23 protein-coding genes are annotated in these 24014 nt (G+C 69.8%); 10 read left to right on the top strand and 13 right to left on the bottom strand.

Annotated elements, in window-relative coordinates:
- Nucleotides 1-67 precede the first annotated feature (67 nt).
- Nucleotides 68-1486 (top strand): IS66 family transposase, encoded by a 1419-nt coding sequence (gene tnpC / locus K228_RS0108390; protein ID WP_245603433.1) that lies wholly within the window; start codon nt 68-70, stop codon nt 1484-1486.
- Nucleotides 1487-1578: 92 nt separating this feature from the next.
- On the opposite strand, the gene K228_RS29160 is transcribed toward tnpC, so the two are convergent.
- The 7 genes from K228_RS29160 to K228_RS0108355 form a co-directional block, all read right to left on the bottom strand.
- The gene (locus tag K228_RS29160; protein WP_025618038.1) at nt 1579-2262 is read right to left on the bottom strand and encodes a transposase family protein; all 684 of its coding nucleotides are present in this window, start codon (nt 2260-2262) and stop codon (nt 1579-1581) included.
- 250 nt (nt 2263-2512) lie between these two features.
- Entirely contained in the window at nt 2513-3952 is a 1440-nt protein-coding gene (locus tag K228_RS0108380; protein ID WP_025618037.1) for a GuaB1 family IMP dehydrogenase-related protein, read from the bottom strand.
- A gap of 145 nt (nt 3953-4097) precedes the next feature.
- Nucleotides 4098-5849, bottom strand: a complete 1752-nt coding sequence (locus tag K228_RS0108375; RefSeq protein ID WP_025618036.1) for an acetyl/propionyl/methylcrotonyl-CoA carboxylase subunit alpha — start codon at nt 5847-5849, stop codon at nt 4098-4100.
- A 212-nt stretch (nt 5850-6061) separates the two neighbouring features.
- Nucleotides 6062-6715 (bottom strand): O-methyltransferase, encoded by a 654-nt coding sequence (locus tag K228_RS0108370; RefSeq protein ID WP_025618035.1) that lies wholly within the window; start codon nt 6713-6715, stop codon nt 6062-6064.
- 80 nt (nt 6716-6795) lie between these two features.
- The gene (locus tag K228_RS0108365) at nt 6796-7434 is read right to left on the bottom strand and encodes a Maf family protein (RefSeq protein WP_050580960.1); all 639 of its coding nucleotides are present in this window, start codon (nt 7432-7434) and stop codon (nt 6796-6798) included.
- A gap of 97 nt (nt 7435-7531) precedes the next feature.
- Nucleotides 7532-8302 carry a superantigen-like protein SSL4 gene (locus K228_RS26390; protein ID WP_155251562.1) on the bottom strand — a complete coding sequence of 257 codons (771 nt, stop codon included), beginning with the start codon at nt 8300-8302 and terminating at the stop codon, nt 7532-7534.
- A gap of 216 nt (nt 8303-8518) precedes the next feature.
- Nucleotides 8519-8731, bottom strand: a complete 213-nt coding sequence (locus K228_RS0108355; RefSeq protein ID WP_025618033.1) for an acyl-CoA carboxylase subunit epsilon — start codon at nt 8729-8731, stop codon at nt 8519-8521.
- A 90-nt stretch (nt 8732-8821) separates the two neighbouring features.
- On the opposite strand from K228_RS0108355, the gene K228_RS0108350 reads away from it, so the two are divergent.
- From K228_RS0108350 to K228_RS0108335, 4 genes are all read left to right on the top strand, one after another.
- Nucleotides 8822-10675, top strand: a complete 1854-nt coding sequence (locus tag K228_RS0108350; protein WP_025618032.1) for a serine/threonine-protein kinase — start codon at nt 8822-8824, stop codon at nt 10673-10675.
- A gap of 75 nt (nt 10676-10750) precedes the next feature.
- On the top strand, nt 10751-11494 hold the full coding sequence (locus K228_RS0108345) for a M50 family metallopeptidase (RefSeq protein WP_025618031.1): 744 nt from the start codon (nt 10751-10753) through the stop codon (nt 11492-11494).
- Nucleotides 11495-11602: 108 nt separating this feature from the next.
- Nucleotides 11603-12103: a SigE family RNA polymerase sigma factor gene (locus K228_RS0108340; RefSeq protein ID WP_025618030.1), complete on the top strand. Its 501-nt coding sequence runs from the start codon at nt 11603-11605 to the stop codon at nt 12101-12103.
- Nucleotides 12096-12977 carry a hypothetical protein gene (locus K228_RS0108335; protein WP_025618029.1) on the top strand — a complete coding sequence of 294 codons (882 nt, stop codon included), beginning with the start codon at nt 12096-12098 and terminating at the stop codon, nt 12975-12977. The genes K228_RS0108340 and K228_RS0108335 overlap by 8 nt, the downstream gene beginning before the upstream one ends.
- Before the next feature lie 18 nt (nt 12978-12995).
- Here the strand turns inward: K228_RS0108335 and K228_RS0108330 are convergent, their stop codons facing one another.
- Complete coding sequence (locus K228_RS0108330; RefSeq protein WP_025618028.1) at nt 12996-14579, bottom strand: acyl-CoA carboxylase subunit beta; 1584 nt, start codon at nt 14577-14579, stop codon at nt 12996-12998.
- An 85-nt stretch (nt 14580-14664) separates the two neighbouring features.
- On the opposite strand from K228_RS0108330, the gene K228_RS0108325 reads away from it, so the two are divergent.
- On the top strand, nt 14665-15540 hold the full coding sequence (locus K228_RS0108325) for a biotin--[acetyl-CoA-carboxylase] ligase (protein WP_025618027.1): 876 nt from the start codon (nt 14665-14667) through the stop codon (nt 15538-15540).
- A gap of 125 nt (nt 15541-15665) precedes the next feature.
- Complete coding sequence (locus tag K228_RS0108320) at nt 15666-16235, top strand: PH domain-containing protein (protein ID WP_025618026.1); 570 nt, start codon at nt 15666-15668, stop codon at nt 16233-16235.
- 61 nt (nt 16236-16296) lie between these two features.
- Here K228_RS0108320 and K228_RS0108315 read toward each other — a convergent pair whose 3' ends face one another.
- Together K228_RS0108315 and K228_RS0108310 are read right to left on the bottom strand one after the other, a co-directional pair.
- On the bottom strand, nt 16297-16992 hold the full coding sequence (locus K228_RS0108315; protein WP_025618025.1) for a GtrA family protein: 696 nt from the start codon (nt 16990-16992) through the stop codon (nt 16297-16299).
- A gap of 64 nt (nt 16993-17056) precedes the next feature.
- Nucleotides 17057-17632, bottom strand: coding sequence for a GtrA family protein (locus tag K228_RS0108310; protein WP_025618024.1), 576 nt, complete (start codon nt 17630-17632; stop codon nt 17057-17059).
- A gap of 361 nt (nt 17633-17993) precedes the next feature.
- On the opposite strand from K228_RS0108310, the gene K228_RS0108305 reads away from it, so the two are divergent.
- Genes K228_RS0108305 through K228_RS0108295 form a run of 3 tightly spaced genes read left to right on the top strand, consistent with a single transcriptional unit; the run spans nt 17994 to nt 21891 of the window.
- Nucleotides 17994-19835, top strand: a complete 1842-nt coding sequence (locus K228_RS0108305; RefSeq protein WP_025618023.1) for a phosphoenolpyruvate carboxykinase (GTP) — start codon at nt 17994-17996, stop codon at nt 19833-19835.
- Nucleotides 19836-19868: 33 nt separating this feature from the next.
- Nucleotides 19869-21089: an NAD(P)/FAD-dependent oxidoreductase gene (locus K228_RS0108300; RefSeq protein ID WP_025618022.1), complete on the top strand. Its 1221-nt coding sequence runs from the start codon at nt 19869-19871 to the stop codon at nt 21087-21089.
- Nucleotides 21090-21120: 31 nt separating this feature from the next.
- On the top strand, nt 21121-21891 hold the full coding sequence (locus tag K228_RS0108295; protein ID WP_033776658.1) for an isoprenyl transferase: 771 nt from the start codon (nt 21121-21123) through the stop codon (nt 21889-21891).
- Nucleotides 21892-22008: 117 nt separating this feature from the next.
- Here K228_RS0108295 and otsB read toward each other — a convergent pair whose 3' ends face one another.
- The 3 genes from otsB to K228_RS0108280 form a co-directional block, all read right to left on the bottom strand.
- Nucleotides 22009-22833, bottom strand: a complete 825-nt coding sequence (gene otsB, locus K228_RS0108290) for a trehalose-phosphatase (protein ID WP_025618020.1) — start codon at nt 22831-22833, stop codon at nt 22009-22011.
- 100 nt (nt 22834-22933) lie between these two features.
- Nucleotides 22934-23287: a hypothetical protein gene (locus K228_RS0108285; protein ID WP_025618019.1), complete on the bottom strand. Its 354-nt coding sequence runs from the start codon at nt 23285-23287 to the stop codon at nt 22934-22936.
- A gap of 159 nt (nt 23288-23446) precedes the next feature.
- Nucleotides 23447-23890, bottom strand: coding sequence for a helix-turn-helix domain-containing protein (locus K228_RS0108280; RefSeq protein WP_025618018.1), 444 nt, complete (start codon nt 23888-23890; stop codon nt 23447-23449).
- Nucleotides 23891-24014 lie beyond the last annotated feature (124 nt).

Here is a 24014-nt window from a genome sequence, read left to right as displayed (position 1 = left end):
GTAACTAATCAGGTTGTTGGTTGGGTGCTGGTTTGATCTTGTTGGGGTGGTCGGGCAGGATGTTCGGGTGCCGGAGACGTCGTCCATCGTGGAGCTGTTGGAGCGGCTCGTCGCGTTGGAGAAGGCTGTAGCGGCGCGTGATGTGCGGATCGGGGTCCTGGAAGCGGAGAACGCCGAGTTGCGGCGTCGGTTGGGTCAGACTCCGCGGAACTCGAACATGCCGCCTTCGGCGCAGGGGTTGGACAAGCCCGCGCCGAGGTCGTTGCGGGGTCGTTCGGGGCGCCGTGCGGGTGGCCAGGGTGGGCATGAGGGACGCACGTTGCGGCAGGTCGACGTCCCGGATGAGATCGTGCGGCATGAGCCGGTCGTGTGTGGCGGGTGTGGTGACGGGCTCGCCGACGGCACGGTCGTGGCGGTGACGCGTCGTCAGGTGTTCGAGATTCCCCAGGTGAAGGCCCGTGTGGTCGAGCATCGTCTGGTGGCTCGCCGGTGCGGATGCGCGGCGGTGACCTGCGGTAGTGCCCCGCCGGGTGTGGACGCGCCGGTGCAGTACGGGCCTCGCCTGACCGCGGTGGTGGTGTATCTGCTGGTGGCGCAGTTCGGGGCGCAGAAACGCGTCGCGCAGGCGGTCGCGGACCTGTTCGGGGTGCCGATCTCGCAGGGCAGCGTCGCCGCGATGACCGCCCGGACGGCCCGCCGGCTCGACGGTGACTTCCTCGCCGCTCTGCGGACCGCTCTGGCCAGGGCGAAGGTGGTGCATTTCGACGAGACCGGGTTCCGGGTCGCGGGCCGGCTGCACTGGGTCCACTCCGCGTCGACCGGTAAGTACAGCCTGCTGCATGTGCACCCGAAACGAGGTCGGGAGGCCATGGACGCCGGCGGGGTCCTGCCGGTGTTCACCGGGATCGCCGTGCACGACGCGTGGGCGCCGTATGACTGCTATCCGAACGTGACTCACGCGTTGTGCTGCGCGCATCTGCTGCGTGAACTCGTCGCCGCAGGTGAACTCGACCCGGCAGCGACCTGGGCCGAGCAGGGCATCCGGGCCTTGCTGGCCCTCAAAACCGCCGCCGAGACCACCATCGCCGCCGGGCAGGACCACCTCCCCGCCGACGTTCTCGCCGCCGGTGTCGCCTCGTTCCGGCACGCCGCCCTGATCGGGGTCAAAGACCACGCCGGCCAACGAACCCCGATCGGCAAGAAGCTACACGCCCTGGCCCGAAGGATGCACGACCGCATCGACGACTACCTGCGCTTCGCCCACGACCCTCAGCGATGTCCGTTCGACAACAACGCCGCCGAACGCGAAGTCCGCATGGTCAAAGTCCGGCAGAAGATCTCCGGCACCATGCGCACCCTCACCGGCGCGCAACACTTCAGCCACCTGCGTTCCTACCTCGCCACCGCCAGCGAACACGGCATCAACCAACTCGACGCCCTCATCCAACTGGCATCCGGCCGACCATGGATACCCGCAGTCAACTGACCTGATTAGTTACGGGAGTTTAAGGTCTGGACCGGAAGCGAAGAAATGCACTCCGATGCAGGAAGACTTCCCAAAACCCATTTGAACGGTTTTCAGGACGGGCCGTAGACCCGGAATGTCTCCAGTTTGGTCACGGTGCGTAGTACCGCGGGGAATTCCTCCAGGGACCGCCGGAAGCCCGTTCTGAGGACTTTCCAGTGTTTCAGGTGTGCGATGGCCCGCTCAACCGCCGCCCGTAGCCGGTTCAGGGCGGTGTTGCATCGCTTGCGGACGTCGGTCAACTCCCGGCCGGGTGGCTTCTTGTGCGGGATGCGGATCCCCGTCCCCTGATACCCTTTGTCACCAGCCATGCCCATTCCGCCCGGTTGGTAGTGGGCCGCCCACCGCTCGGCGATCCCGGACTCACCGAACGCTCGGCTGTCGTGCATCCCGCCAGGACATGGGTCACCCACATCCGCCAGCCGCCCGGACAGGGTCGCCACCACCTGAACGTTCTGTCCGCAGTACTTTTTTTTGTTCGAGAACAGTCCATCGCTGTCGTCTCGCTCGCCGACCGGCGCCACCAGCCCGTCCACCAACACCGCGTCCCGCCGCGTCCGCTCCCGCACCTGTTCGTACAGCGGCGTCAGCACCATGTCGATCAATATTTCCAGCTCATCCTGGTAGCGCTCCACGGTGGTCGATCCGCAGCCGAAAATTTCGGCCAGCACATCAGACGCCATATTCTGCCGCAATCCGAACAACACCATCACCAACGCGGTGTACAGCGACAGCACCCGGGGCCGCACCGTCGGCGCGTCCCACTCCGCCAGACAGGACAGTTGCCCGTACAGCCGGTCGACTTTGCTCTTGATCCAACCCGGTCATACGCTCACAACGCGGCGGCCGGCCATCGATCGTTTTGATCCACACAATCCAAATGATCAACCACCCGGCCGCCGCCTCCGGGTTCGACACCCCAGCCCCGCCGCAACCCTCCCCGATGTCACCCAGTTGCGTCCCCAGCGTGGACCGCGACGTTGCGGGTCACCAACTCGTCGGCAGCGGCATCCCCTCGGTGTAGCCGGCCGCGCTCTGCACCCCGACCAGCGCCCGCTCGTGGAACTCGGTGAGGTTGTGCGCCCCCGCATAGGTGAAGGCGCTGCGTACCCCGGAGATGATCTCGTCGACGAGGTCCTCCACGCCCGGCCGGTCCGGGTCCAGGTACATCCGCGCCGACGAGATGCCCTCCTCGAAGATCGCCTTCCGGGCGCGGTCGTACGCGGAGTCCTCCGCCGTCCGAGCGCTGACCGCCCGGGCCGAGGCCATGCCGAAGCTCTCCTTGTAGCGGCGGCCGTCGGCGTCGGCGTAGAGATCGCCCGGGGACTCGTAGGTGCCGGCGAACCAGGAGCCGATCATGACGTTCGCGGCCCCGGCGGCCAGCGCCAGCGCCACATCGCGGGGGTACCGGACCCCGCCGTCCGCCCACACGTGCCGGCCCAACGCCCGCGCCGCCGCGGCACAGTCCAGGACCGCCGAGAACTGGGGCCGGCCCACCCCGGTCATCATTCGGGTGGTGCACATCGCCCCCGGCCCCACGCCGACCTTCACGATGTCCGCACCCGCCGCAACGAGATCGCGTACGCCGTCGGCGGTGACCACGTTGCCGGCCGCGACCGGAACGGCCGGATCGAGCGCGCGTACCGCCCGCAGGGCGGAGAGCATCCGTTCCTGGTGGCCGTGCGCGGTATCCACGACCAGGGTGTCCACCCCGGCCTCCAGCAGGGCTCGCGCCTTGCCGGTGACGTCGCCGTTGATGCCCACCGCCGCGGCGATGCGCAGCCGGCCCCGGTCGTCGAGTGCCGGTCGGTACAGCGTGGCGCGCAGCGCACCCGACCGGGTCAGCACGCCGACCAGCCGTCCCTGCTCGTCCACCACCGGTGCCAGCCGACGCCGGCCGGCCGAGAGCCGGTCGAAGCCGCTCCGCGGGTCGGCGTCCGCCGACACCGTGTGTAGCTCCACCGACATCACGTGCCGTAGCTGCGCGAACCGGTCCACGCCCTCCGTGTCCGCCTCGGTGACCACCCCGACCGGCCGCTCGGACTCGTCCACCACGACCACCGCGCCGTGCGACCGCTTCGGCAGCAGGTGGATGGCGTCGCCGACCGTGTCGGTCGGTCCCAGGGTGATCGGGGTGTCGTACACCAGGTGCCGCTGCTTGACCCAGGCGACGACGTCCGCGACCACCTCGATCGGGATGTCCTGCGGGATGACCGCGATGCCGCCCCTCCGGGCCACGGTCTCGGCCATCCGGCGGCCCGCCACCGCGGTCATGTTCGACACCACCAACGGGATGGTGGTGCCGGTGCCGTCACCGGTCGACAGGTCCACGTCGAGCCGGGACGCCACCTCGGAGCGGGCCGGGGCCATGAAGACGTCGTTGTAGGTCAGGTCGTGCGCGGGGACCGCGCCGTGAAGGAACCGCACCTGGTCATCATGACTGGCTGTCCGGGCTCGCGCCTCCCGGGTCGGACAACATCCCGCCGGCTGGCCCGCCTCGGCGCCCGTAGCGCCGGGGCGAGTGCGGCCGGGTCGTCGGTGTCCGCCTTCCGAACCGTGGCAGCTGGCGCCCTCAGGCGATGGTGCAGATCGCGCCGCCAGCGGTGATGACCGCGCCGATCTCGGCGGCGAGGCTGCTGACCGTGCCCGCCTGGTGCGCGTGCAGCGGCTGTTCCATCTTCATCGCCTCCAAGACCACGATCAGGTCACCCTCGGCCACGATGTCTCCCTCCGCGACCGCGATCTTCACGATCGTGCCCTGCATGGGGGAGGCGAGAGTGTCGCCGCCGACCGCGGCCCCGGCCTTCGCCCCGCCGCGCCGACGGGCCGGCTTCTTCGCCGTGGGCGCGGCGGCGGCCGTACCGGCGCCGAAGCCGGCCGGGAGGCTGACCTCCAGCCGCTTGCCGCCCACCTCCACCACCACGGTGTCGCGCTCCGCCGGGCCCTCGGCGGGGTCCGCGGTGGCGGTGAAGGCCGGCACGGTGTTGTCGAACTCGGTCTCGATCCACCGGGTGTGCACCGTGAACGGCTCGGCGGTGAAGGCCTTGTCCCGGACCACCAGCCGGTGGAACGGCAGCGCGGTGGCCATGCCCTCGACCACCATCTCGTCCAGCACGCGACGGGCCCGCTCCAGGGCCTCGGTACGCGTCTCGCCGGTCACGATCACCTTGGCCAGGAGCGAGTCGAAGTTGCCGCCGATCACATCGCCGGCGGTGACCCCCGTGTCGACCCGTACTCCCGGACCGGTCGGCAGGCGCAGCGCGGTGATCGTGCCCGGGGCGGGCAGGAAGCTTCGGCCCGGGTCCTCACCGTTGATCCGGAACTCGATGGAGTGCCCGCGGGGCGTCGGGTCCTCGGTGAACCGCAGCTTCTCCCCGTCCGCGATGCGGAACTGCTCCCGGACCAGGTCGACCCCGGCCGTCTCCTCGGTCACCGGATGCTCCACCTGAAGTCGGGTGTTGACCTCCAGGAAGGAGATGGTGCCGTCGGCGCCGACCAGATACTCGACGGTGCCGGCACCGTGGTAGCCGGCTTCCCGACAGATGGCCTTGGCCGAGTCGTGGATCTGCTGTCGCTGCGCGTCGGTGAGGAACGGCGCCGGCGCCTCCTCGACCAGCTTCTGGTGCCGGCGCTGGAGGGAGCAGTCCCGGGTGCCCACCACGATGACGTTGCCGTGCTGGTCGGCGAGGACCTGAGCCTCGACATGCCGGGGCTGGTCCAGGTACCGCTCGACGAAGCACTCACCCCGGCCGAAGGCGGCGACCGCTTCCCGGGTGGCCGACTCGAACAGGTGGGGGATCTCCTCCATCGTCCGGGCGACCTTGAGGCCGCGACCGCCGCCGCCGAAGGCCGCCTTGATGGCGACCGGCAGGCCGTGGTCGGCGGCGAAGGTCAACACCTCGTCGGCGCTGCCGACCGGGTCCGGGGTGCCGGGTACCAGCGGTGCGCCCGCGCGTTGCGCGATGTGTCGGGCGGTCACCTTGTCGCCCAGGTCGCGGATCGCCTGTGGGCTCGGCCCGATCCAGGTCAGCCCGGCGTCGATCACCGCCTGGGCGAAGTCGGCGTTCTCGGAGAGAAAGCCGTAGCCCGGGTGCACCGCGTCAGCACCCGATCGCGCCGCGACATCGATCAGCTTGTCCATGCGTAGGTAGCTGTCGGCGGCGGTGTCGCCGTCCAGCGCGTACGCCTCGTCGGCCAGGGTGGCGTGCAGGGCGTCGCGGTCCGAGTCCGCGTAGACGGCGACGCTGGCCAGGCCGGCGTCGCGGCACGCGCGGATGACGCGGACAGCGATCTCGCCGCGGTTGGCGATGAGTACCTTGCGCACCTTGGGGGCTCCTCCCGGGGAGTTCGTTGACCGGGAGTGTAACGGCCGCGCCGATGCCCCCTAACGAGCGCTAAGTGTGGGATGCCGCACTGCCCGTTCGCCGACTGCCCCGCAGCGCGTCGCGGCGGGCGGGCAGCCATCAGCCCAACGCCCCTGCTGGTCGTGGTGCCCCGGCTCGGGCACCACGACCAGCGGGGAGACGAAACGGACGGTCAGCGCACCCGGGCTAGGGTCAGCCCGTCGGCGATTGGCAGCATCACCGGGTCGACCCGAGGGTCGGCCAGCACCTCGTCGTTGAATGCGGCGATGGCCCGGTCGCTGGCGTCCTGCGGGGCGAGCACTCGGCCGTCGCGGAGGACGTTGTCAACGGCGATCACCCCACCGGGCCGCATCCGGGGCACCAACTCCGCCCAGTAGGCCGAATAGCCGACCTTGTCCGCGTCGATGAAAGCGAAGTCGAGGTGGCGGTCGGCCGGTAGTTCCCGCAGCGTCTCCGCGGCGGGGCCGATCCGTAGCTGCACCCGGTCGGCTACGCCGGCCCGGGTCCAGAAGCGCCGAGCGATCCCGGTGAACTCCTCCGAAACGTCAAAGCAGGTCAGCTGCCCGTCCTCGGTCAGCCCGCGGGCGATCGCCAGCGCGGAGAGGCCGGTGAAGGTGCCGACCTCGACCGCCCGCTGCGTCCCCAGCAGCCGGGTGAGAAAGGTCAGGAATGCGGCCTGCTCTGGCGCCACCTGCATCTGCGCGTCCTCAGGCAGGTGCGTCCGGGTCTCCTCGATCAGGTCGAGCATGACCTCATCCGGTGGGCCACCGTGGGCGACCAGGTACGCGTGCAGCTCCGACGTCAACGGGATGGATTTGGTGGTCAACGTTGCTCCTTCGTACTCACGCCGGCGAGACTCGCCGGTCAGGCTCCAGGGTTCGGCTTCGGGGCAGCCGGGGCGCCTGACTACGGGGCGCTCGGCGTACCCCTGCTCCACAGGTCGGTGATCTGCAGTTCCAGCTCGGCCAGGAGGCGGCGTAGCAGCGGCAGGGAGAGGCCCACCACCGTGCCGGGGTCGCCCTCGATTCGCTCCACGAACGGTCCACCCAACCCATCGATCGTGAACGCACCCGCCACTGCCAGGGGTTCCCCCGTCTTGACGTACGTGGCGATCTCGTCGTCACTCACCGCGGCGAAGTGCACGGTCGTGGAGGCGACGGCCTCCGCCCGCCGGCCGGCCGCCACGTCAACGAGGCAGTGCCCGCTGTGCAGGACTCCACTGCGCCCCCGCATCCGCTCCCACCGGCGGACGGCGTCGGCCGAATCGGCGGGCTTGCCGAAGATCTGGCCGTCGAATTCCAGCACCGAGTCGCACCCGATCACCAGGGTGCGTTGGTCCTCGGCAGGGTGCAGCCGGGTCAGGACCGCCTGCGCCTTCAACCGGGCGAGCTCAAGGCAGAGTTCATCCGCGCGATCGTTGACCACGACGGACTCGTCAACGCCGCTGACCAACACCTCCGGCTCGATCCCCGCTGCCTGGAGGGTCTTGCGGCGGGCAGGGCTCGCGGAGGCGAGTACGAGGCGGAGCGGTAGAGATCCAGACACGACGCCGACGCTACCCGCTCATCGCCCGGCACTTGGGAGGCTGCTGCCACGGCCAGTGGGATCACCGCGACGAGACCCGGGCCGGCGGTCAGCGACGTCAATTGGCGCCGGGCGGGATGGTGGGCCCGGTTGGGAAGCCCTTGCCGCCCCCCGGGCGTGAGCCGGCTCCGCCGGTCGGTGCGGTGCCCGCACCACCACCGCCCAGTATTCCACCGAGGGGACGGCGTGGGGGGCCGTCGGCGCTCTGGGACTTGGACGGCGTCGGCGTCGGCCTTGGCTTGGGGGAGGCTCCCGGCGCCGTTGGTGACGGGGGTGACTGGGGCTCGGGAACCGACGACGTCGGGTCTACCCCGGCGGACTCGTGCGACTGCTCTGGTTGGAGCTTCGCCCGGTGCTTCTCCGACAATTCCAGAACAGGATCGCGGGGGCTGTCGATGGCCTTGGCGGTGACATCTAGCGCGGCGGGGCTTGCGGCGGTGGCGTCGTGGGTCTGCCGTACCCGGTCGATCAGGGCGTCCAATCGCTGGAGGTAGGCGCGCGCCGTCACGTTGGTCTCCGGGGACCACATCTCGGCGAGGCCGCGACGATAGGTCTGGAGCCGTTCAAGGTGTTCCCGGGCCTCGTCGGAGGTGGCCTGCTGCACTTCCCAATGTGTACGTAGGAAGTGGGTGAGTTCGAGGAGGATGCCAGCTGGGTTCGGGACGGTGGCGGTCGTCGCTGCTTCAGCAGGCGGAAGCTGTGCGGTGTCGTCGCCCGCAGTGGTGGCCTGGAGTTGGTCGGCGAGATCCTGTAGCTGGCGGATGTCGGTCGCAATGCCGTTGAGGCTGGGAAACTGGGCCGCTGGACGACCCTCACCCTCCTCGATCATCATCCCTCCCTGTCTGTCACCGCGCCGTTTCCACGAGTGAGGGTAGCGGGTGCGATGTGGGAGTTGCAGCCCCGGAATGGTGCATTTCGGATGAGTCGACCAGGTGCGTGGCTCATTATGCGGCAATTCGCTCGCGTTGCAGTAGAACGCGATCCACCGCGGGAATCGGTAGCCAGCACCACCGGGCTTCGGGGTGCGGCCGTGGCGTGGGCCGCGTCAGCGGGGCAGGCCGGAGGTGCGCCAGGCGTTCGGGCCGGCGGTGTGGCCGTTGTTGGCGGGGCGGGCGCCCCGTGCCCAAGCAGAAACCGGAAGTGGGGCGGGGGCCGCCGCCGGCTTGGACCGAACGACGATCGCGCCCACCAAGGCGGCCAGTTCCTCAGCGGTCGGCGTGCCACGAACGACGCGGAATAGTGGCTCCTCGGCAGACATGGCGTCAGCCTACGCGGGGAGTTTGGATCTTCATTGTGCGGTGGCGTGCCGCCCGAGTGACCGCCGTCGCCGCCGGGTACCGTTTCAGCGATGTCGAACGCACTTCCGGAACTTGTCGCTGGCCGATACCGGCTTTTGTCGCCGCTTGGCCAAGGCGGCATGGGTCGGGTGTGGAAGGCGCAAGACGAGGTGCTGCACCGGACCGTGGCGATCAAAGAACTGGTCCCGCCGCCCAGCCTCACTGACGAGGAGCGCCGCGAGATGCGGGAGCGTTCGCTGCGCGAGGCGCGGGCGATCGCTCGACTCAATCATGTCAACGTCGTTCGCATCTTCGACGTGCTGCGCACTGACGGCGACCCGTGGATCGTGATGGAGTACGTGCCGTCGAAGTCCCTCCAGGACACGCTCGCCGAGCAGGGGCCGGTGTCGCTGGCCCAGGCAGTGCAGATTGGCCTCGGGGTGCTTGGTGCGCTGAGGGCGGCGCACAAGGCGGGTGTGATGCACCGTGACGTCAAGCCCGGCAACGTCCTGCTCGGCGACGACGGGCGGGTGGTGTTGACCGACTTCGGTCTCGCTACCGTTCCGGGCGACCCCAATGTCACCCGCACCGGCATGGTGCTCGGCTCGCCCGCGTACATCGCTCCCGAGCGGGCGCGGGATGGCACCGCTGGGCCGGAGGGGGACCTCTGGTCGTTGGGCGCGACCCTGTACGCGGCGGTTGAGGGCAAGTCGCCGTACGCGCGTCCCACGGCGATTGCCACCCTCGCGGCGCTGGCCACCGAGCCGCCGCCACCACCGAAGAACGCCGGCTCGCTGCGACCGGTACTCAACGGCCTGTTGCGTAAGGATCCGACCGATCGGATCACCGCCGACGTGGCGGAGCGGCTACTGCGCCGAGCCGGCGGCAAGCGTTCGCAGCTCATCCCGCTGCTGTCCGGCGTACGCCGGCCTGGGCCGAACCGTCGCGGGGGGCGGACCCCAGCGTTTGTGCCGGCGCCGCGGCCGGCGTCGGAGCTGCCCGAATCCCCGGCGTCGGCCCCACCGGCATCCCCGCCGGCGCAACCGGCGGTCGAGCCGCCGGCCGATGCCGCCCCCACCGCGAAGGTGACTGGTACCGGCCCGACCGCGCCGGTCGACCCTCCGGTGGACCGGGTCGCCGCCGACCCGACGGCGAAGCTCGGTGGGCTGTCGGCTGCCCCGGCATCGTCGGTGCCCCCGCCCGGTGGGCCCGCCGCCGGTACGAAGCGTTACGCCACCCGTCGCAACCTGGTGATCGGTGCCGTGGTGGTTCTGCTCCTGCTTGGTCTCGTGGTGGTCTATCCCCAGCTCACCACGGAGGACGACGAAGTGGATCCGGGTGCCGTCGCGACCGGTGCCGGACCCACCACGGCTCCGGCCAGCTCTGCTCCGAGCGTTACGGCGTCGGTGAGCCCCCCGCCGACCAGCGCCAGCCCGACCCCGAGTGGTACGGCGGGCGCGGCGCTGCCGGCTGGCTGGAAGCTACATGAGGACGCCACGGGATTCGTGGTGCCGGTGCCGCCGGGGTTCAAGTTGAACTATCGCCGGCCATGGGGTCGGGGACCGGAGGACTATCGGGTCCGGTTCTCCGACGATCAGGGGCGGGCCCTGCTGATCGACCAGACGACGACGCCACTGGACGATGCCGAGGCCGACTGGCGTCGGCAGGAGGCTGCCCGACGCGGCAACTACCGCGGCTACCAGCACGTCAGGATTGTTTCAGTGGACTACTGGGATGAGGCCGCCGACTGGGAGTGGATCTTCAATGACGACTACGGACGTCGGATCCACGTCCGCAATCGGGGCTTCGTGACCGCCCCCGACAAGGGGTACGCGATCCGCTGGGACTGCCCGGAGAGCGACTGGGCGGCGAACGAGTCGATCTTTGAGGTCATCGCCGCCGGGTTTGTGCCGGTACGTAGCTGATCCTGCCCCGGGCGGCCGAGGGCGGCCAGATCGGGCCGGGAGCCGGCCGGTACGAGGGCGGTAGGCTCCCCGCCCATGGTGTCGATCGACGGTCTGACCGGTGTCTGGGACACACTGCTCGGCGCGCAACCCGACCCGCCTCCACTGCTGGTGCTGCTCACCGGGGTGGGGGCGCTGGTCGTGGTCAGCGCCGGCCGACCCTGGCGGATCGCCCGCAACGCGGTGACCATCGCCCACGAGGGCGGGCACGCCCTGGCCGCTCTGCTCACCGGCCGTCGCCTGCACGGTATCCGGCTGCACTCGGACACCTCCGGGCTGACCCTCTCCGCCGGCCGGCCCACCGGTCCCGGCATGGTGATCACCCTGCTCGCCGGCTATCTGGCCCCACCGCTGGTTGGGCTCGCCGGCGCCGGGATCCTTGGTGGAAACCGGATCACCCTGCTGCTGTGGATCGCCGTGGCGCTGCTGCTGGCCATGTTGGTCCTGATCCGCAACGTCTTCGGAGCGCTGTCGTTGTTGGTCACCGGGGGGCTCGTCCTCGCCGTCTCCTGGTATGCCGCACCGCAGGTGCAGGCGGCGTTCGCGTACACCGGGGTCTGGTTCCTGCTGCTCGGCGGTGTCCGCCCGGTGGTCGAGCTGCAACGGCTACGCGCCTGCGGCCGGATGCCCGGCTCCGACGCCGACCAGCTCGCCGGCATCACCCCCTTCCCCGCGTTCTTCTGGGTCACGGTGTTCGCCCTGGTCAACCTGGCCGTGTTGGGCTTCGGCGCGGCTCTGCTGGCCGGCCCGGTCCTGGCCGGGTACGGGCTGACCGGCTGAGCCGGACCGTTTGAAGCGGCCCCGGTCGGGGCGGAAAAGCCGGGGCTGCCGGCAACCCGGGGCCGGTGCTGGTGCGTGTCCCCTGAGACCGTCGCGGGAGGTAGCCAGTTGCCGGATGTCGAGGGGTTCGACGAGTTCTATCGGGGGAGCCGGCAGCGGCTGCTCGGCTTCGTGTACGTGCTCACCGGTGATCTCACCGAGGCCCAGGATGCGGTGCAGGAGGCGTATATCCGGGCCTGGCAGCGCTGGTCAACGGTGAGCGGGTACGACGACCCGGAGGCGTGGGTGCGGGTGGTGGCGAGCCGGATCGCGGTCAGCCGATGGCGCAGCCTGCGCAGCCGCGCTCGGGCGTACCTGCGGCACGGCGCCACCGAGAGCGTCCCGGCACCAAGCACCGACACGGTGGCGGTGGTCGCCGCGCTGCGCCGGCTGCCCGAGGAGCAGCGCATCGCGATCGCGCTCTACTACCTGGTGGGAATGCCCGTCGTCGACGTCGCCCGGGAGACCAACGCCCCGGTCGGCACCGTCAAGGCCCGGCTGTCTCGCGGCCGGGTCGCCCTCGCCGGGCTACTCGCCGTCGTCGATCTGAAGGAGGCCGTCGATGCGTGATGAGATGAGAGTCGTCGAGCCCATGCAACGTGCCCTGCGCGACATCCGTTGGCCGGAGGCGGCGGAGATCCGTGCTCGGGCCCGCCGTCGCAGCCGGCGTACCGCCCTGCTGGCGGGGGTTGTCCTGGTGGGGACCCTGGCGGTTGCCGCCGTCGCGGTGGTCAACCGTCCCACGGGCTACCACCCCCCCAATACACCGCCGGTGCAGGCTGTGGCGGGCAGCACCCCGGCGTCGCGCGCCGGGCAGGTCGCGCCGACCCGCTCCGACCTCCCGCCCGAGCTCTTCGTCCAACAGTCGGACCTGGTGGTACGCACCGAACTGCACCTCAACGAGGCCGTTGTGGGCGGGACCGTCCCGTTGGGGCTCGGGCGCGACCAATGTGGTCCGGGCCCGGAGGCGGAGGCCTGGATGAGCCGGTCGCAGACGCTGCTGCGGTGGTCGGCCGGCGGCCCCGACCGGCTCGGTGACATCCTGGTCGTGCAGGATCTGTACCGGTTCCGCGACGACGGCGCGGCACGCTTCTTCGCCGAGGTCCGGCAGACGATCGTTGCCTGCCCCCAGCAGGGGGAGGTCTGGACGGCCGAATACGAAGGCACCGCGGTCAACGTGCGGGCGGTGCACCGCTGGGACACCCCGCGGGTGGACTTCGCCGGTGACGAGTCGCTCCTGCTGCGGCACTCGAGCTCGTTGCTCCCCAACCCTGCCCTGGGCGAGCTGCAGACCGTGGTGAACTCACCGGAGCTGCGGGTCGTGCTGCGCGTCGGTGACCTGGTGACGGTGCTCTTCGTCAGCATGGCCGGCGAGGCGGAACTGGTCCGCCTCGCCGACGTGGCAGCCCGTCGGATGTGCATCGCTGCCAGCCCGCCCTGCTGAGCCTGGCTGACCGCACACCTACAGCGGGATGTTGCCGTGCTTCTTCGGGGGAAGGGTCTCGCGCTTGGTACGCAGCACCCGCAGCGCGCGGACGATCTGTGCCCGGGTTTCGTGCGGCGGGATGACCGAGTCGATATACCCGCGCTCGGCGGCAATGTACGGGTTGGCGAGGGTGTCCTCGTATTCGGTGATCAGTTCGGCGCGCCGCGCCGCCGGGTCGGCGGCGCCGGCCAACTCCTGCCGGTGCAGGATGTTGACCGCCCCCTGCGCCCCCATCACCGCGATCTGGGCGGTCGGCCAGGCGAAGTTCAGGTCCGCGCCGAGGTGCTTGGAGCCCATGACGTCGTACGCGCCGCCGTATGCCTTGCGGGTGATGACGGTGACCTTGCCGACGGTGGCCTCGGCGTACGCGTAGATGAGCTTCGCACCCCGGCGGATGATGCCTTCCCACTCCTGGCTGGTGCCGGGGAGGAAGCCGGGTACGTCCACGAAGGTGAGTACCGGAATGTTGAACGCGTCGCAGGTGCGGACGAAGCGCGCGGCCTTCTCCGACGCGGCGATGTCCAGCGTGCCGGCGAAGTGCATGGGCTGGTTCGCGACCACGCCGACCGGCCGGCCCTCGACCCGGCCGTAGCCGACGATCAGGTTCTGTGCGTACAGCGGCTGCACCTCGAGGAACTCGCCCTCGTCGAGGACGTGCTCGATGACCCGGTGCATGTCGTATGGCTGGTTCGCCGAGTCCGGGATGAGGGTGTCCAGCTCCCGGTCCTCGTCACTGATCTCGAGGTCCACGTCGACCGGGTACGTGACCGGCTCGTCCAGGTTGTTCGACGGCAGGTACGACAGCAGCGCCCGGACGTACTCGATCGCGTCTTCCTCGTCGGTGGCGAGGTAGTGCGCGTTGCCGCTACGCGAGTTGTGGGTACGGGCGCCGCCCAGCTCCTCCATGGCGACGTCCTCACCGGTGACGGTCTTGATCACGTCCGGGCCGGTGATGAACATGTGTGAGGTCTGGTCGACCATCACGGTGAAGTCGGTGACCGCCGGTGAGTAGACGGCGCCGCCCGCGCACGGGCCGAGAATGAGCGAGATCTGTGGGATGACGCCACTGGCCCGTACGTTGCGGAAGAAGATCTCGCCGTAGAGGCCGAGCGAGGCGACGCCCTCCTGAATTCGGGCGCCGCCGGAGTCATTGATTCCGATGACCGGGCACCCGATCTTCATGGCCAGGTCCATCACCTTGACGATCTTCTCGCCGAAGACCTCGCCGAGGGAGCCGCCGAAGACCGTGAAGTCCTGCGCGAAGACGCAGACCTGGCGGCCGTCGATGGTCCCGTAGCCGGTGATGACGCCGTCGCCGTAGGGGCGGGTCTTCGCCAGTCCGAAGTTGGTGGACCGGTGTCGGGCCAGCTCGTCCAGTTCGACGAAGGAGCCGGGGTCGAGGAGGAGCTCGATCCGCTCCCGCGCGGTCTTCTTGCCCCGTGCGTGCTGTTTGTCCACGGCGCGCGCCGATCCGGCGTGCACCGCCTCGTCGATCCGACGCTCCAGGTCCGCCAGCTTGCCCGCGGTGCTGTGGATGTTGGTCCCGGTCTCGGTAGTCACCAAGGGAATATAACGATGGTTCAGCTCGGCGCCGCTGTGCAGTACGCCTCACCACCTGTCATCGGGCGGGCCGTAGGCTGGCGGGATGCTGGGTTCCCCGTACACCGACCTGGATCGCCCGCCGCTGTCGGCGGTGCGGCTGCGCCGCGCGTTGGTCGCGCCGCATGGTCCGTGGGCCCGGTTGGAGCTTCTCGGCGAGACCGGTTCGACCAACGCGGACGTGGCCGAGTACGCCCGCTCCGGTGAGCCGGAGGGCCTGGTACTGGTCGCGGAGCGGCAGCGTGCGGGGCGGGGCCGGCGGGGCCGCGACTGGCAGTCGCCGGCTCGGGCGGGCATCGCAACCAGCGTCCTGCTACGGCCGGGGGAGGCGGTGCCCGAGCGGGGCTGGGCGCCGGTGCCACCATCGGCGTACGGGTGGCTGCCGCTGCTCGCCGGAGTGGCACTGGTGGAGGCGGTGACCCGGCTGGCCGAGCTGGAGGCCACCCTGAAGTGGCCGAACGATCTGCTCGTCGGGGCGGCGAAGTGCGGCGGGATCCTGGCCGAGGGGGTGCCGGCGGCGGGCGCGGCTGCTCCTCCCGCGATCGTTCTCGGCATCGGTCTGAACGTGACTCTTCGCGCTGACGAGTTGCCGGCGAACCCGACCGGTCTGCCGGCGACCTCGCTGCAGTTGGCCGGTGCCGCGGCGACCGATCGGGATCCGTTGCTGCGGGCGCTGCTCCGGTCGCTGGGCGACTGGTATGGGCGTTGGCGGGCTGCTGACGGCAGTGCGGCGGCGAGTGGCCTGCGAGCGGCGTACCTGGCCGTCTGTGCCACCGTGGACCGTCCGCTCCGGGTGCTGCTGCCAGATGGTGGCGAGCTGACCGGCACGGCGACCGGCGTTGACTCCGACGGCCAGCTGATGGTGGCCACCCCGGAAGCCACCCGGCACCTCTCCGCCGGCGACATCCTGCACCTGCGCTGAACGGTCACGGCTGAACCGGCGGGGTCGTGCTCGGCAGCGCCGTCGTCGCCCGGCCCGCGCGGCAGATGTCGTGGGGTGGTGTGAGCGGTTACGGTCTGCGCGTCCGATCTGCGCTGGAGGTACCCGTGGCGTTTCCTGAGGACGTGCTCACCGAGGACGAGCACGTCGTGCTGCACCTACATCCGCACTGGAAGGCCCTGGTCCGGCCGGTCGCGGTGACGGTTCTCGCCGTCGCGGTGGTGGTGGCAGCGCTGGTACTGGCTCCCGATGGCGCTGGCCGGGCGGTGGTGTTGGTGGTGCTCGGCGGGTTGGCGCTGGTGGGGGTGCTCTGGTTCGCGCTCTGGCCGATGCTGGTCTGGCGGGCGACCCACTACCTGTTCACCAACGAGCGGGTGCTTATCCAGCAGGGTGTGCTCTCCCGGGATCGGCGGGACATCCCGCTCACCCGGGTTACCGACCATGCGATGCAGCAGCGCTTGGGCGAGCGACTGTTCGGCTGCGGCACCCTGACCATCGACTCCGCTGGGGAACGTGGGCGGTCGGTGTTGGGTGACGTGCCGCAGGTGGGGCGGGTCCAGACCACCCTCTACGAGCTGGTGGAGGCGCAGTACGACCGGCAGCCGTCCAGCGACCCCGAGCTTCGGGAGGAGCTGACCGAGGTTCAGGACGGCAGACCGTTACGGGAACCGGGCTGAGCGGGCTCGTCGCGGGGTGGGCCGGATCCGGAGCCGGTGCGGTCAGGGGCGATGGGTGCGGTCAGGGGCGACGGGACCGGCGGGTGCTCGCCTGGAGTTCCGCGGCGAGCTCGGCCGCCAGCTCCCGGTCCAGGTCGAGGCGGGCGTCCAGCGGGATGGTCAGGCCTTGGATCGGTGTGCGGTGCGGGTGGTGGGTGCCCGGTGGCGGAGCGGTTTCCTCCAGCTCCGAGACCGACTCCGCCAGCTCGGCGACCGGGTCCATCTCGGCCATCGTGTCCCACTCGTCGCGGGGGATGCTGTGCCAGTTGTTCGTGGCCGGTGCCGGCGCCGGCTGGAAGACGAACGTCCGGTAGGACCAGAACCGGAACAGCGTCGCCAGCACGATACCCATCGTCTTGGCGAGGTTGAGGGCGAGCAGGCTGGTCACGCCGAGGCCGTATTTGGCCGCGGCCAGCACGCCCAGTTCGATGAGGAGCCCCGCGCCGTTAAAGAGGAAGAAAAGGGCATACTCGCGCTGAACTGCTGTTTTCGGACGATCACGGTACGTCCAGTGGCGATTCATGAGGTACGACGAGATTGTCGCCGTGATGGTGGCGACGACCGTCGCCTTCAGCGCGCCGCCCTGGAAGACGGTGAGTGCGAGGGCGTTGAACACCGCGTAGTTGATGACGGTGTTGACGCCCCCGACGACGCCGAATTTGAGCGCCTCGTGGACGAACTTCTGCCAGCGCTCGGGCAGGAGACGGACAAGACGCATGCGGAACACCTTAGGCGAGTGGACTGGGCCGGGACCGTCCCGGCCTGGCGAGATGGGCGCCAGGTCACGCCCGGTATCGGTCGTGTTTCGCTTCCGGTGCGGTGGGAGTTCCCGCTGGTACGAAGACGAACCGTCGATAGGACCAGAACCGGAAGAGGGTCGCCAGCCCGGTGCCGACGAGATAGCTGGCGATGTTGTCCGCCAGTGGGGTCTGGAAGACCTCCGGCCAGATCTGGCCCAGGCCGTAGCGGCTGATCGCCAGGACCGCCACGGTGATACCGAGGCCCACCGTGTTGAAGATGAAGAAGAGCGCGTACTCGCGGGCTGGGTTGCCGCCCCGGCGGTGTCGCCACGTCCAGAACCGGTTGCCGAGGAAGGCGAAGGTTGCCGCCACCACCGTGGAGATGGTCTTCGCGGTGACCTGCTCGACCCCCTGCGCCGAGGTCAGGAAGTTGAAGAGGGCGAAGTCAACGAGGAAGGCGACGCCGCCCACAGTGGCGAACTTGCTCAACTCGTGGACGAGGTGACCGAATCGGTCCAGCAGGGAGTGGATCAGACCCGGCCGGGTCCGCCGGGAGCCGGGCTCCCCGGTCATCGTCGCTGCCACCGAGCGAGCGTACCGGGTGTGGGCCCGTGGCACGGGTAGCGCCGGCCGGAATGGCTGATCCGGGCAGTGGTGATGAGCGAAGCGTAACCGCGCCGAGCGGGGCTCCCGAGCGGTCCGCCAAGTGCGGGCCGGGTCACAGTCGGCGTACCGGACGACGGCGGGCCAGATGTTTCGTCACTGGATTTGCGTGAAACTGCGCGTGAAAGCGGGTATTAGCTCGCGATGCCGCAGCCGGGCCGTACCTTGTGCAGTTCTTCACAACCAGTCCCACTGACTGGTGGCGCAAGCCGGTTTACGCTGAGGCCAATCCCAGGTTTCACGTAGGCGACGCACCGCGCCGTCAAGCCTCGTGCATCCCATAGACCGGTCAGCGTCGACCACAAGGAGATGTGTCATGGTTGCTCCGGCGACTGTTCGGGGTATCGATCAGGCCCCGACATCCCACCCCAAACTGCTTGCCTGGGTCCGTGAGATCGCGGAACTGACCACCCCGGACCGTGTGGTCTGGGCGGACGGGTCAGAAGAAGAGTGGCGTCGTCTCACCGACGAGCTCGTCGAGGCCGGCACCCTGGTCCGACTCAATCCGGAGAAGAAGCCCAACTCGTTTTACGCGCGGACCGACCCGACGGATGTGGCGCGGGTCGAGGAGCGCACCTACATCTGCTCGGTGGACGAGGCAGACGCCGGCCCGACCAACAACTGGATGGCGCCGGCCGAGATGAAGCGGACGATGACGGAGTTGTACCGCGGCTGCATGCGCGGGCGCACGATGTACGTCATCCCCTTCTGCATGGGCCCGGTTGAGGCCGAGAAGCCGATGTTCGGCATCGAGATCACTGACAGTCCGTACGTGGTCGTCTCGATGCGGATCATGACCCGGATGGGCGCGAAGATCCTGGCGGCGATGGGCGACGACGCAGACTTCGTACACGCGCTGCATTCGATCGGCGCGCCGCTTGCGCCGGGTCAGCAGGACGTGTCTTGGCCGTGCAGCGAGACGAAGTACATCTCGCACTTCCCGGAGACCCGGGAGATCTGGTCCTACGGCTCCGGCTACGGCGGCAACTCACTGCTCGGCAAGAAGTGCTACTCGCTGCGGATCGCCAGTGTGATGGGGCGGGACGAGGGCTGGCTCGCCGAACACATGCTGATCCTCAAGATCACCTCGCCGGAGGGGAAGGTCTACCACATCGCCGGGGCCTTCCCGTCGGCCTGCGGCAAGACCAACCTCGCCATGCTGGAGCCGACCATCCCGGGCTGGAAGGTCGAGACCATCGGCGACGACATCGCCTGGATGCGGTTCGGCCCGGACGGACGCCTCTACGCGGTCAACCCGGAGTACGGCCTCTTCGGGGTCGCCCCCGGTACCGACTGGAAGACCAACGCCAACGCGATGCGGACGTTGGACCGCGGTAACTCCGTCTTCACCAACGTGGCCCTCACCGACGACGGTGACATCTGGTGGGAGGGCATGGGCGAGCCCCCGGCGCACCTCATCGACTGGAAGGGCAATGACTGGACGCCGGAGAGCGAACAGCTCTCCTCGCACGCCAATAGCCGGTTCTGCACCCCGATCACCCAGTGCCCGATCCTCGCCGAGGACTACTACGACCCTAACGGTGTACCGATCGACGCGATCCTCTTCGGGGGTCGGCGTCGGGACACCGTTCCGCTGGTCACCGAGGCGCGGGACTGGGTGCACGGCGTCTACCTGGGTGCGACGCTCTCCTCGGAGACCACCGCCGCGGCCTCGGGGGCGGTCGGTGTCGTGCGTCGGGACCCGATGGCGATGCTGCCCTTCATCGGCTACCACGCCGGTGACTACTTCCGGCACTGGATCGAGATGGGTAAGGGTGCCGACGGCGATGAGTCGAAGCTGCCCAGCGTCTACTACGTCAACTGGTTCCGCAAGGACGCCGAGGGCAGCTTCCTCTGGCCGGGATTCGGCGAGAACTCCCGGGTCCTGAAGTGGATCGTCGAGCGGCTCGAGGGCCGGGCCGACGCCGTGGAGACCCCGATTGGCATGGTTCCCGCCGAGGACGCGCTGGATGTCGAGGGTCTGGACATGACCTCGGAAGACATTCGGATCGCGCTGAAGGTCGACGTGAACGAGTGGCAGGCCGAACTGCCGTTGGTCACCGAGTGGTTTGAGAAGTTCGGGGACAAGCTGCCCGGGGTCCTCTGGGCCGAGTTGGACGCGCTGCGGGCTCGGCTCGACGCGGAGCCGCAGAAGTAGCGGAAGTAGCTGGGCCGGCGCCACGGGCGATGGATGATCCCTACGACGGCTGCCGAGCGCAGTAGCTCGGCGCCGGAGAGGGGGCGCGACGTGGCGACCGGGCCGGCCGATGGGGGCGACGAGTTCGATGTCGTGGTGGTGGGGGCGGGGCCGGCGGGTTCGGCCGCCGCCATCGCCGCCCGCCGGACAGGAGCCCGAGTACTCCTGCTGGATCGGGCCGACTTCCCTCGGGACAAGGCCTGCGGGGACGGGATCGCCGCGCATGCGCTGGATGTCCTGGCCGGGCTGGGCGTACCCGACCCGGTAGTCGGGTACGCCCCGCTACCCGCGCTCCGCCTGGTCGCCCCGGGCGGCCCGGCGGTGGCGCGGGCGCTACCCCGCCCGGCGTACACGGTGCCCCGAACCGTCTTTGATGCTCGGTTGGTCGCGGCAGCGGTCGCGGCCGGCGCCGAGCTGCGCCGGCACGTGGTACGTCGGGTCGAGGTGCGGGCGGACCGGGTCGTGCTGGACGGACGGATCGCCGGGCGAGCCGTGGTGGGTGCCGACGGCGCGGGCTCAGTCGTGCGCCGGGCACTGGGGTACCCCCCGAACCCGGACCGCCACCTGGCCCTGGCGATCCGGGGCTATGCGCCCGCGCCGCCCGGCCCACCGGAACAGCTCATCGTCACGTCGGCCGCCCGCTGGCCGGCATACGCCTGGTCCTTCCCGATCGGCGATGGACGGGCGAACATCGGGTACGGGGAGGTGCTCCGTGGTGAGTCGCTGACCCGGGAACACCTCGTTGCGCGGATTCCAGCGTTGCTGCCCGGGGTCGATCCGGCGGCGGTTACCGCCCTGCGGGCCCATCACCTGCCGCTCTCCACCCACCGACCGGTGCCGGGGCGCGGCCGGGCGGTGTTGGCGGGTGACGCGCTCTCGTTGATCAACCCGTTCACCGGGGAGGGGATCTTCTACGCGCTGCTCTCCGGAGCGCTCGCCGGCACTGCGGCGGGCCGCACGCCGGAGCAGGTCGCTCGGCGCTACACCGCGGCGCTTCGTCGTCGACTCGGTGGTCATCTGCGGCACAGTTCGGTTGCGGCCTGGCTCGCCCGGCGGCGGTCGGTGGTCGACGCAGCGGTGTGGGCGGCCAACCGCGATGAGCAGGTGTATCGGGCGGTGGTGGAGTTGGGGCTCGGCGACGGCCGGTTGGACCTTCGCACGTTGGCCATGATCGGGCGTGGCCTGGCCGTCGGGGATCGGCATCCCGAGCCGTGAGGCGTCGTCCCGGTCGCTACCCTGGCAGGTGATGACTCTGCGGGACGTTGTCTATTCGGTGTACGAACGCCGGCTCACGGCCAAGCTGGCGGGCAAGCCGGTGCCTCAGCATGTCGGCGTGATGTGCGACGGTAACCGCAGGTGGGCGCGGGAGATGGGGTTCGTTGACCCCAACGACGGCCACCGGGTCGGCGCCGAGCGGATCAAGGAACTGCTGCGGTGGTGTGACGCGGCCGGCGTCGGGCATGTGACGCTCTGGCTGCTCTCCACCGACAATCTCACTCGCCCGGCCGCTCAGCTTGATCCGTTGTTGCAGATCATCGAGGACCTGACGAGCGAGCTGGCCGAGGAGGGCAACCCCTGGCGGCTGCGGATGGTCGGGGCGCTCGACGTGTTGCCGGCGCAGCACGCGGCGGCGCTCAAGGCAGCGGCGGAGCGGACCCGGGACCGAGTCGGTGGCGCACAGGTCAACATCGCCGTGGGCTACGGCGGCCGGCGCGAGATCGCCGACGCGGTGCGGTCGTTCCTGCACGAGCACGCGAAGGCCGGCACCAGCATCGAGCAGCTGGCCGAGACGTTCGATGTCGAGCACATCACCGAGCACCTCTACACCCGGGGGCTGCCGGACCCCGATCTGATCATCCGGACCAGCGGCGAACAGCGCATGTCCGGTTTCCTGCTCTGGCAGTCCGTCCACTCGGAGTTCTACTTCTGCGAGTTGAACTGGCCGGATTTCCGCCGGGTTGACTTTCTTCGCGCGCTGCGTTCCTACGCCACCCGTCAGCGTCGCTTCGGCATCTGATCCCCCCGGGGACCGCCTTCGCCGACCGGCCCCCCGGGCGACCGCGCACATGATCAGCGGCGGGTCAGCCCCGGGGCGAGGTGGGCTCCGACCGCTGGGTGCGTCGGAGTGTGGGAGTCAGGCCAGCCGGCGCGCGGCGGCGGTCAGGAAGTCGCCGAGGTCGGTGGGTGAGTCGATGGTCAGGTCCGCGGCGGCGGCGACCTCTTCGCCGGTCTCCGGGTTGGCGACGGCGACGCAGACGCCGAAGAAGTGCGGGTCGGCGGCGGTACGGGCGCGCAGCGCCGCGAAGGCCTTGATGTCCGACACGTCGTCGCCGAAGTACCAGGCGGCCTCCGCGTCTCGCACCACCTCGTCGATGACCATGCCCTTGTCCCGGTCGACCGGAGGCTTCAGCTCCAGGACCATCCGTCCGGCCTGGACTCGGAGGCCGAGCTGCTCGGCCTGGGCGCGACCCCACTGGGTTACCGCCGAGCCGAGCTGCGGGGCGGTTCGCCAGTGCAGCGCCACCGAGAGCCGCTTGTACTCCACCAGGGTGCCCTCGGGCAGCTCGGTGCGCGCCCTGTCGGTCAGCTCTGCCATGGTCGGTACCCAGGGCAGCGCCGCCGGTTCGGTGACGGTTTCGCCGTCGGAGTGGCTGTGCTCCAGGCCGTAGAGGCCGTAGAGGTCAACGCCGGCGAGATCGCCGAGTCGCTCGCGGAGGAAATCGACCGGGCGTGCGGAGACGATCGCGATCCGACGGACGACGGGAGCGAGCGCCTCGATGGCGGTGAGCACTTTTGGTGCGGGGTGCACCGCCGTCGGGTCGTCCCGGACCGGCGCGAGGGTGCCATCGAAGTCGAAGAAGAGGACGGTTCCGGCCGCCCGGGCAGCGGTTGTCTGCCAGGCGAGGTCGGCGGTGAACGGGGTTCTCGGCGGCTGCTTGCCCAGATTCAACGGCGGCACGCGCGACAGCGTACCCCGCTCGGAGCGGCTCAATCGTGGCCGTGAGGTACCCGGCCACCGGGTCGGGTGGCGGGTGGAGGACGGGCTTTGGCGGCGGCGTTCAGCGTTCGGCGGCTTCCCGTCTCCGACGCCCGATCGGGACGACGGTGGCTTCCCGACTGTGACTGAGCAGGTAGCCCTCGACGAAGCCGGAGTTTCGGTCACCGGTGTTGGATTCGATCTCGTTGAGCCGGGCCACCAGGAACTCGGTGAGCGCGCTGATTCGGTCGTTGAGTCGGTCGTTCAGTTCGGCGAGCACGGCCAGGACGACGGCGGTGCCGGTGGCGGTGAGCGCGACGAGGTTGACGAGCAGGGGAAGCTGCCCGCCGTTGACCGCCAGGGTCACCGCGTTCCCGGTCACACACAGCGTCAGGGACACGGTGCCGACCACGACTGCCAACCACTTCAGGGTCATGGACAGACCCCTCCTTCTGTCCCGCAGGGCTGGGTTCGGCCTTCCCGTCCCCCCGCCGACGACGAGCCCAAGCAGTACGAGTACGGACGCTAGCGTGCCGATCCGGGCCCGGGAGCGAAACGAATGAGTCTGACCTGCTGTTCTTTCGCCATCTGAGGATCAGCCAACCTGTTTGCCCCGGTTTGGTGCTGTTGTTGGGAGAGTCGGACGATACGCGAGGTAACGAATTGTTTCTCGAATGTGGAACTTCTCCGCGTCCGACACCTCGGGATCAACCAGTCGACGTAGCAGCGCCTCGACATCGGGATCCATCGGCGGCGGGATCGTCCCGGCCCGGTGGGGGGTGCTCCGCCGGTCCCAGCCCAGGGTGGTGAAGGCGGCTGCCGGATCCAGCCCGAGTCCCTCACAGAACGCCACGACGCGTTCCGCCTCGGGGTCGCTGGCCCAGTCGCCCCGGACCCATCGGTTGATCGTCTGCCGGGAGACGCCGGTGCGTCGGGAGACCTCAGTGCCGCTCCACGCTCGGGTGGCCCGGGCCTCGTCGAGCGCGCGACGGACGAAGGTGGCGAAGGCGATCTTCCGTGCGTTGGCCGTCTCGGTCACCTGGTGACCGTACGGCCACGGAGCCCTCGAATGGGCTCCTGGCACGCGGTTGTCACGCGAATGTGACGACATGCTCAGCTTTTCACTGTCCGGGTGGGTGCTACATCCCCCGGCCTTCACCTGG

It is taken from the genome of Salinispora cortesiana, from assembly GCF_000484695.1.
Taxonomy (GTDB): Bacteria; Actinomycetota; Actinomycetes; order Mycobacteriales; family Micromonosporaceae; genus Micromonospora; species Micromonospora cortesiana.
This window is presented reverse-complemented; position numbering and strand designations above follow the sequence as displayed.

Excerpts from the sequence above, each read along its gene's own strand:
- K228_RS0108295 (WP_033776658.1), top strand. The coding sequence starts at position 21,121 with ATGACTCTGCGGGACGTTGTCTATTCGGTGTACGAACGCCGGCTCACG.
- K228_RS0108300 (WP_025618022.1), top strand. The coding sequence starts at position 19,869 with ATGATCCCTACGACGGCTGCCGAGCGCAGTAGCTCGGCGCCGGAGAGG.
- K228_RS0108285 (WP_025618019.1), bottom strand. The coding sequence starts at position 23,287 with ATGACCCTGAAGTGGTTGGCAGTCGTGGTCGGCACCGTGTCCCTGACG.
- K228_RS0108350 (WP_025618032.1), top strand. The coding sequence starts at position 8,822 with ATGTCGAACGCACTTCCGGAACTTGTCGCTGGCCGATACCGGCTTTTG.
- K228_RS0108325 (WP_025618027.1), top strand. The coding sequence starts at position 14,665 with ATGCTGGGTTCCCCGTACACCGACCTGGATCGCCCGCCGCTGTCGGCG.
- K228_RS0108305 (WP_025618023.1), top strand. The coding sequence starts at position 17,994 with ATGGTTGCTCCGGCGACTGTTCGGGGTATCGATCAGGCCCCGACATCC.
- K228_RS0108345 (WP_025618031.1), top strand. The coding sequence starts at position 10,751 with ATGGTGTCGATCGACGGTCTGACCGGTGTCTGGGACACACTGCTCGGC.
- K228_RS26390 (WP_155251562.1), bottom strand. The coding sequence starts at position 8,302 with ATGATCGAGGAGGGTGAGGGTCGTCCAGCGGCCCAGTTTCCCAGCCTC.
- K228_RS0108355 (WP_025618033.1), bottom strand. The coding sequence starts at position 8,731 with ATGTCTGCCGAGGAGCCACTATTCCGCGTCGTTCGTGGCACGCCGACC.
- K228_RS0108315 (WP_025618025.1), bottom strand. The coding sequence starts at position 16,992 with ATGCGTCTTGTCCGTCTCCTGCCCGAGCGCTGGCAGAAGTTCGTCCAC.
- K228_RS0108335 (WP_025618029.1), top strand. The coding sequence starts at position 12,096 with ATGCGTGATGAGATGAGAGTCGTCGAGCCCATGCAACGTGCCCTGCGC.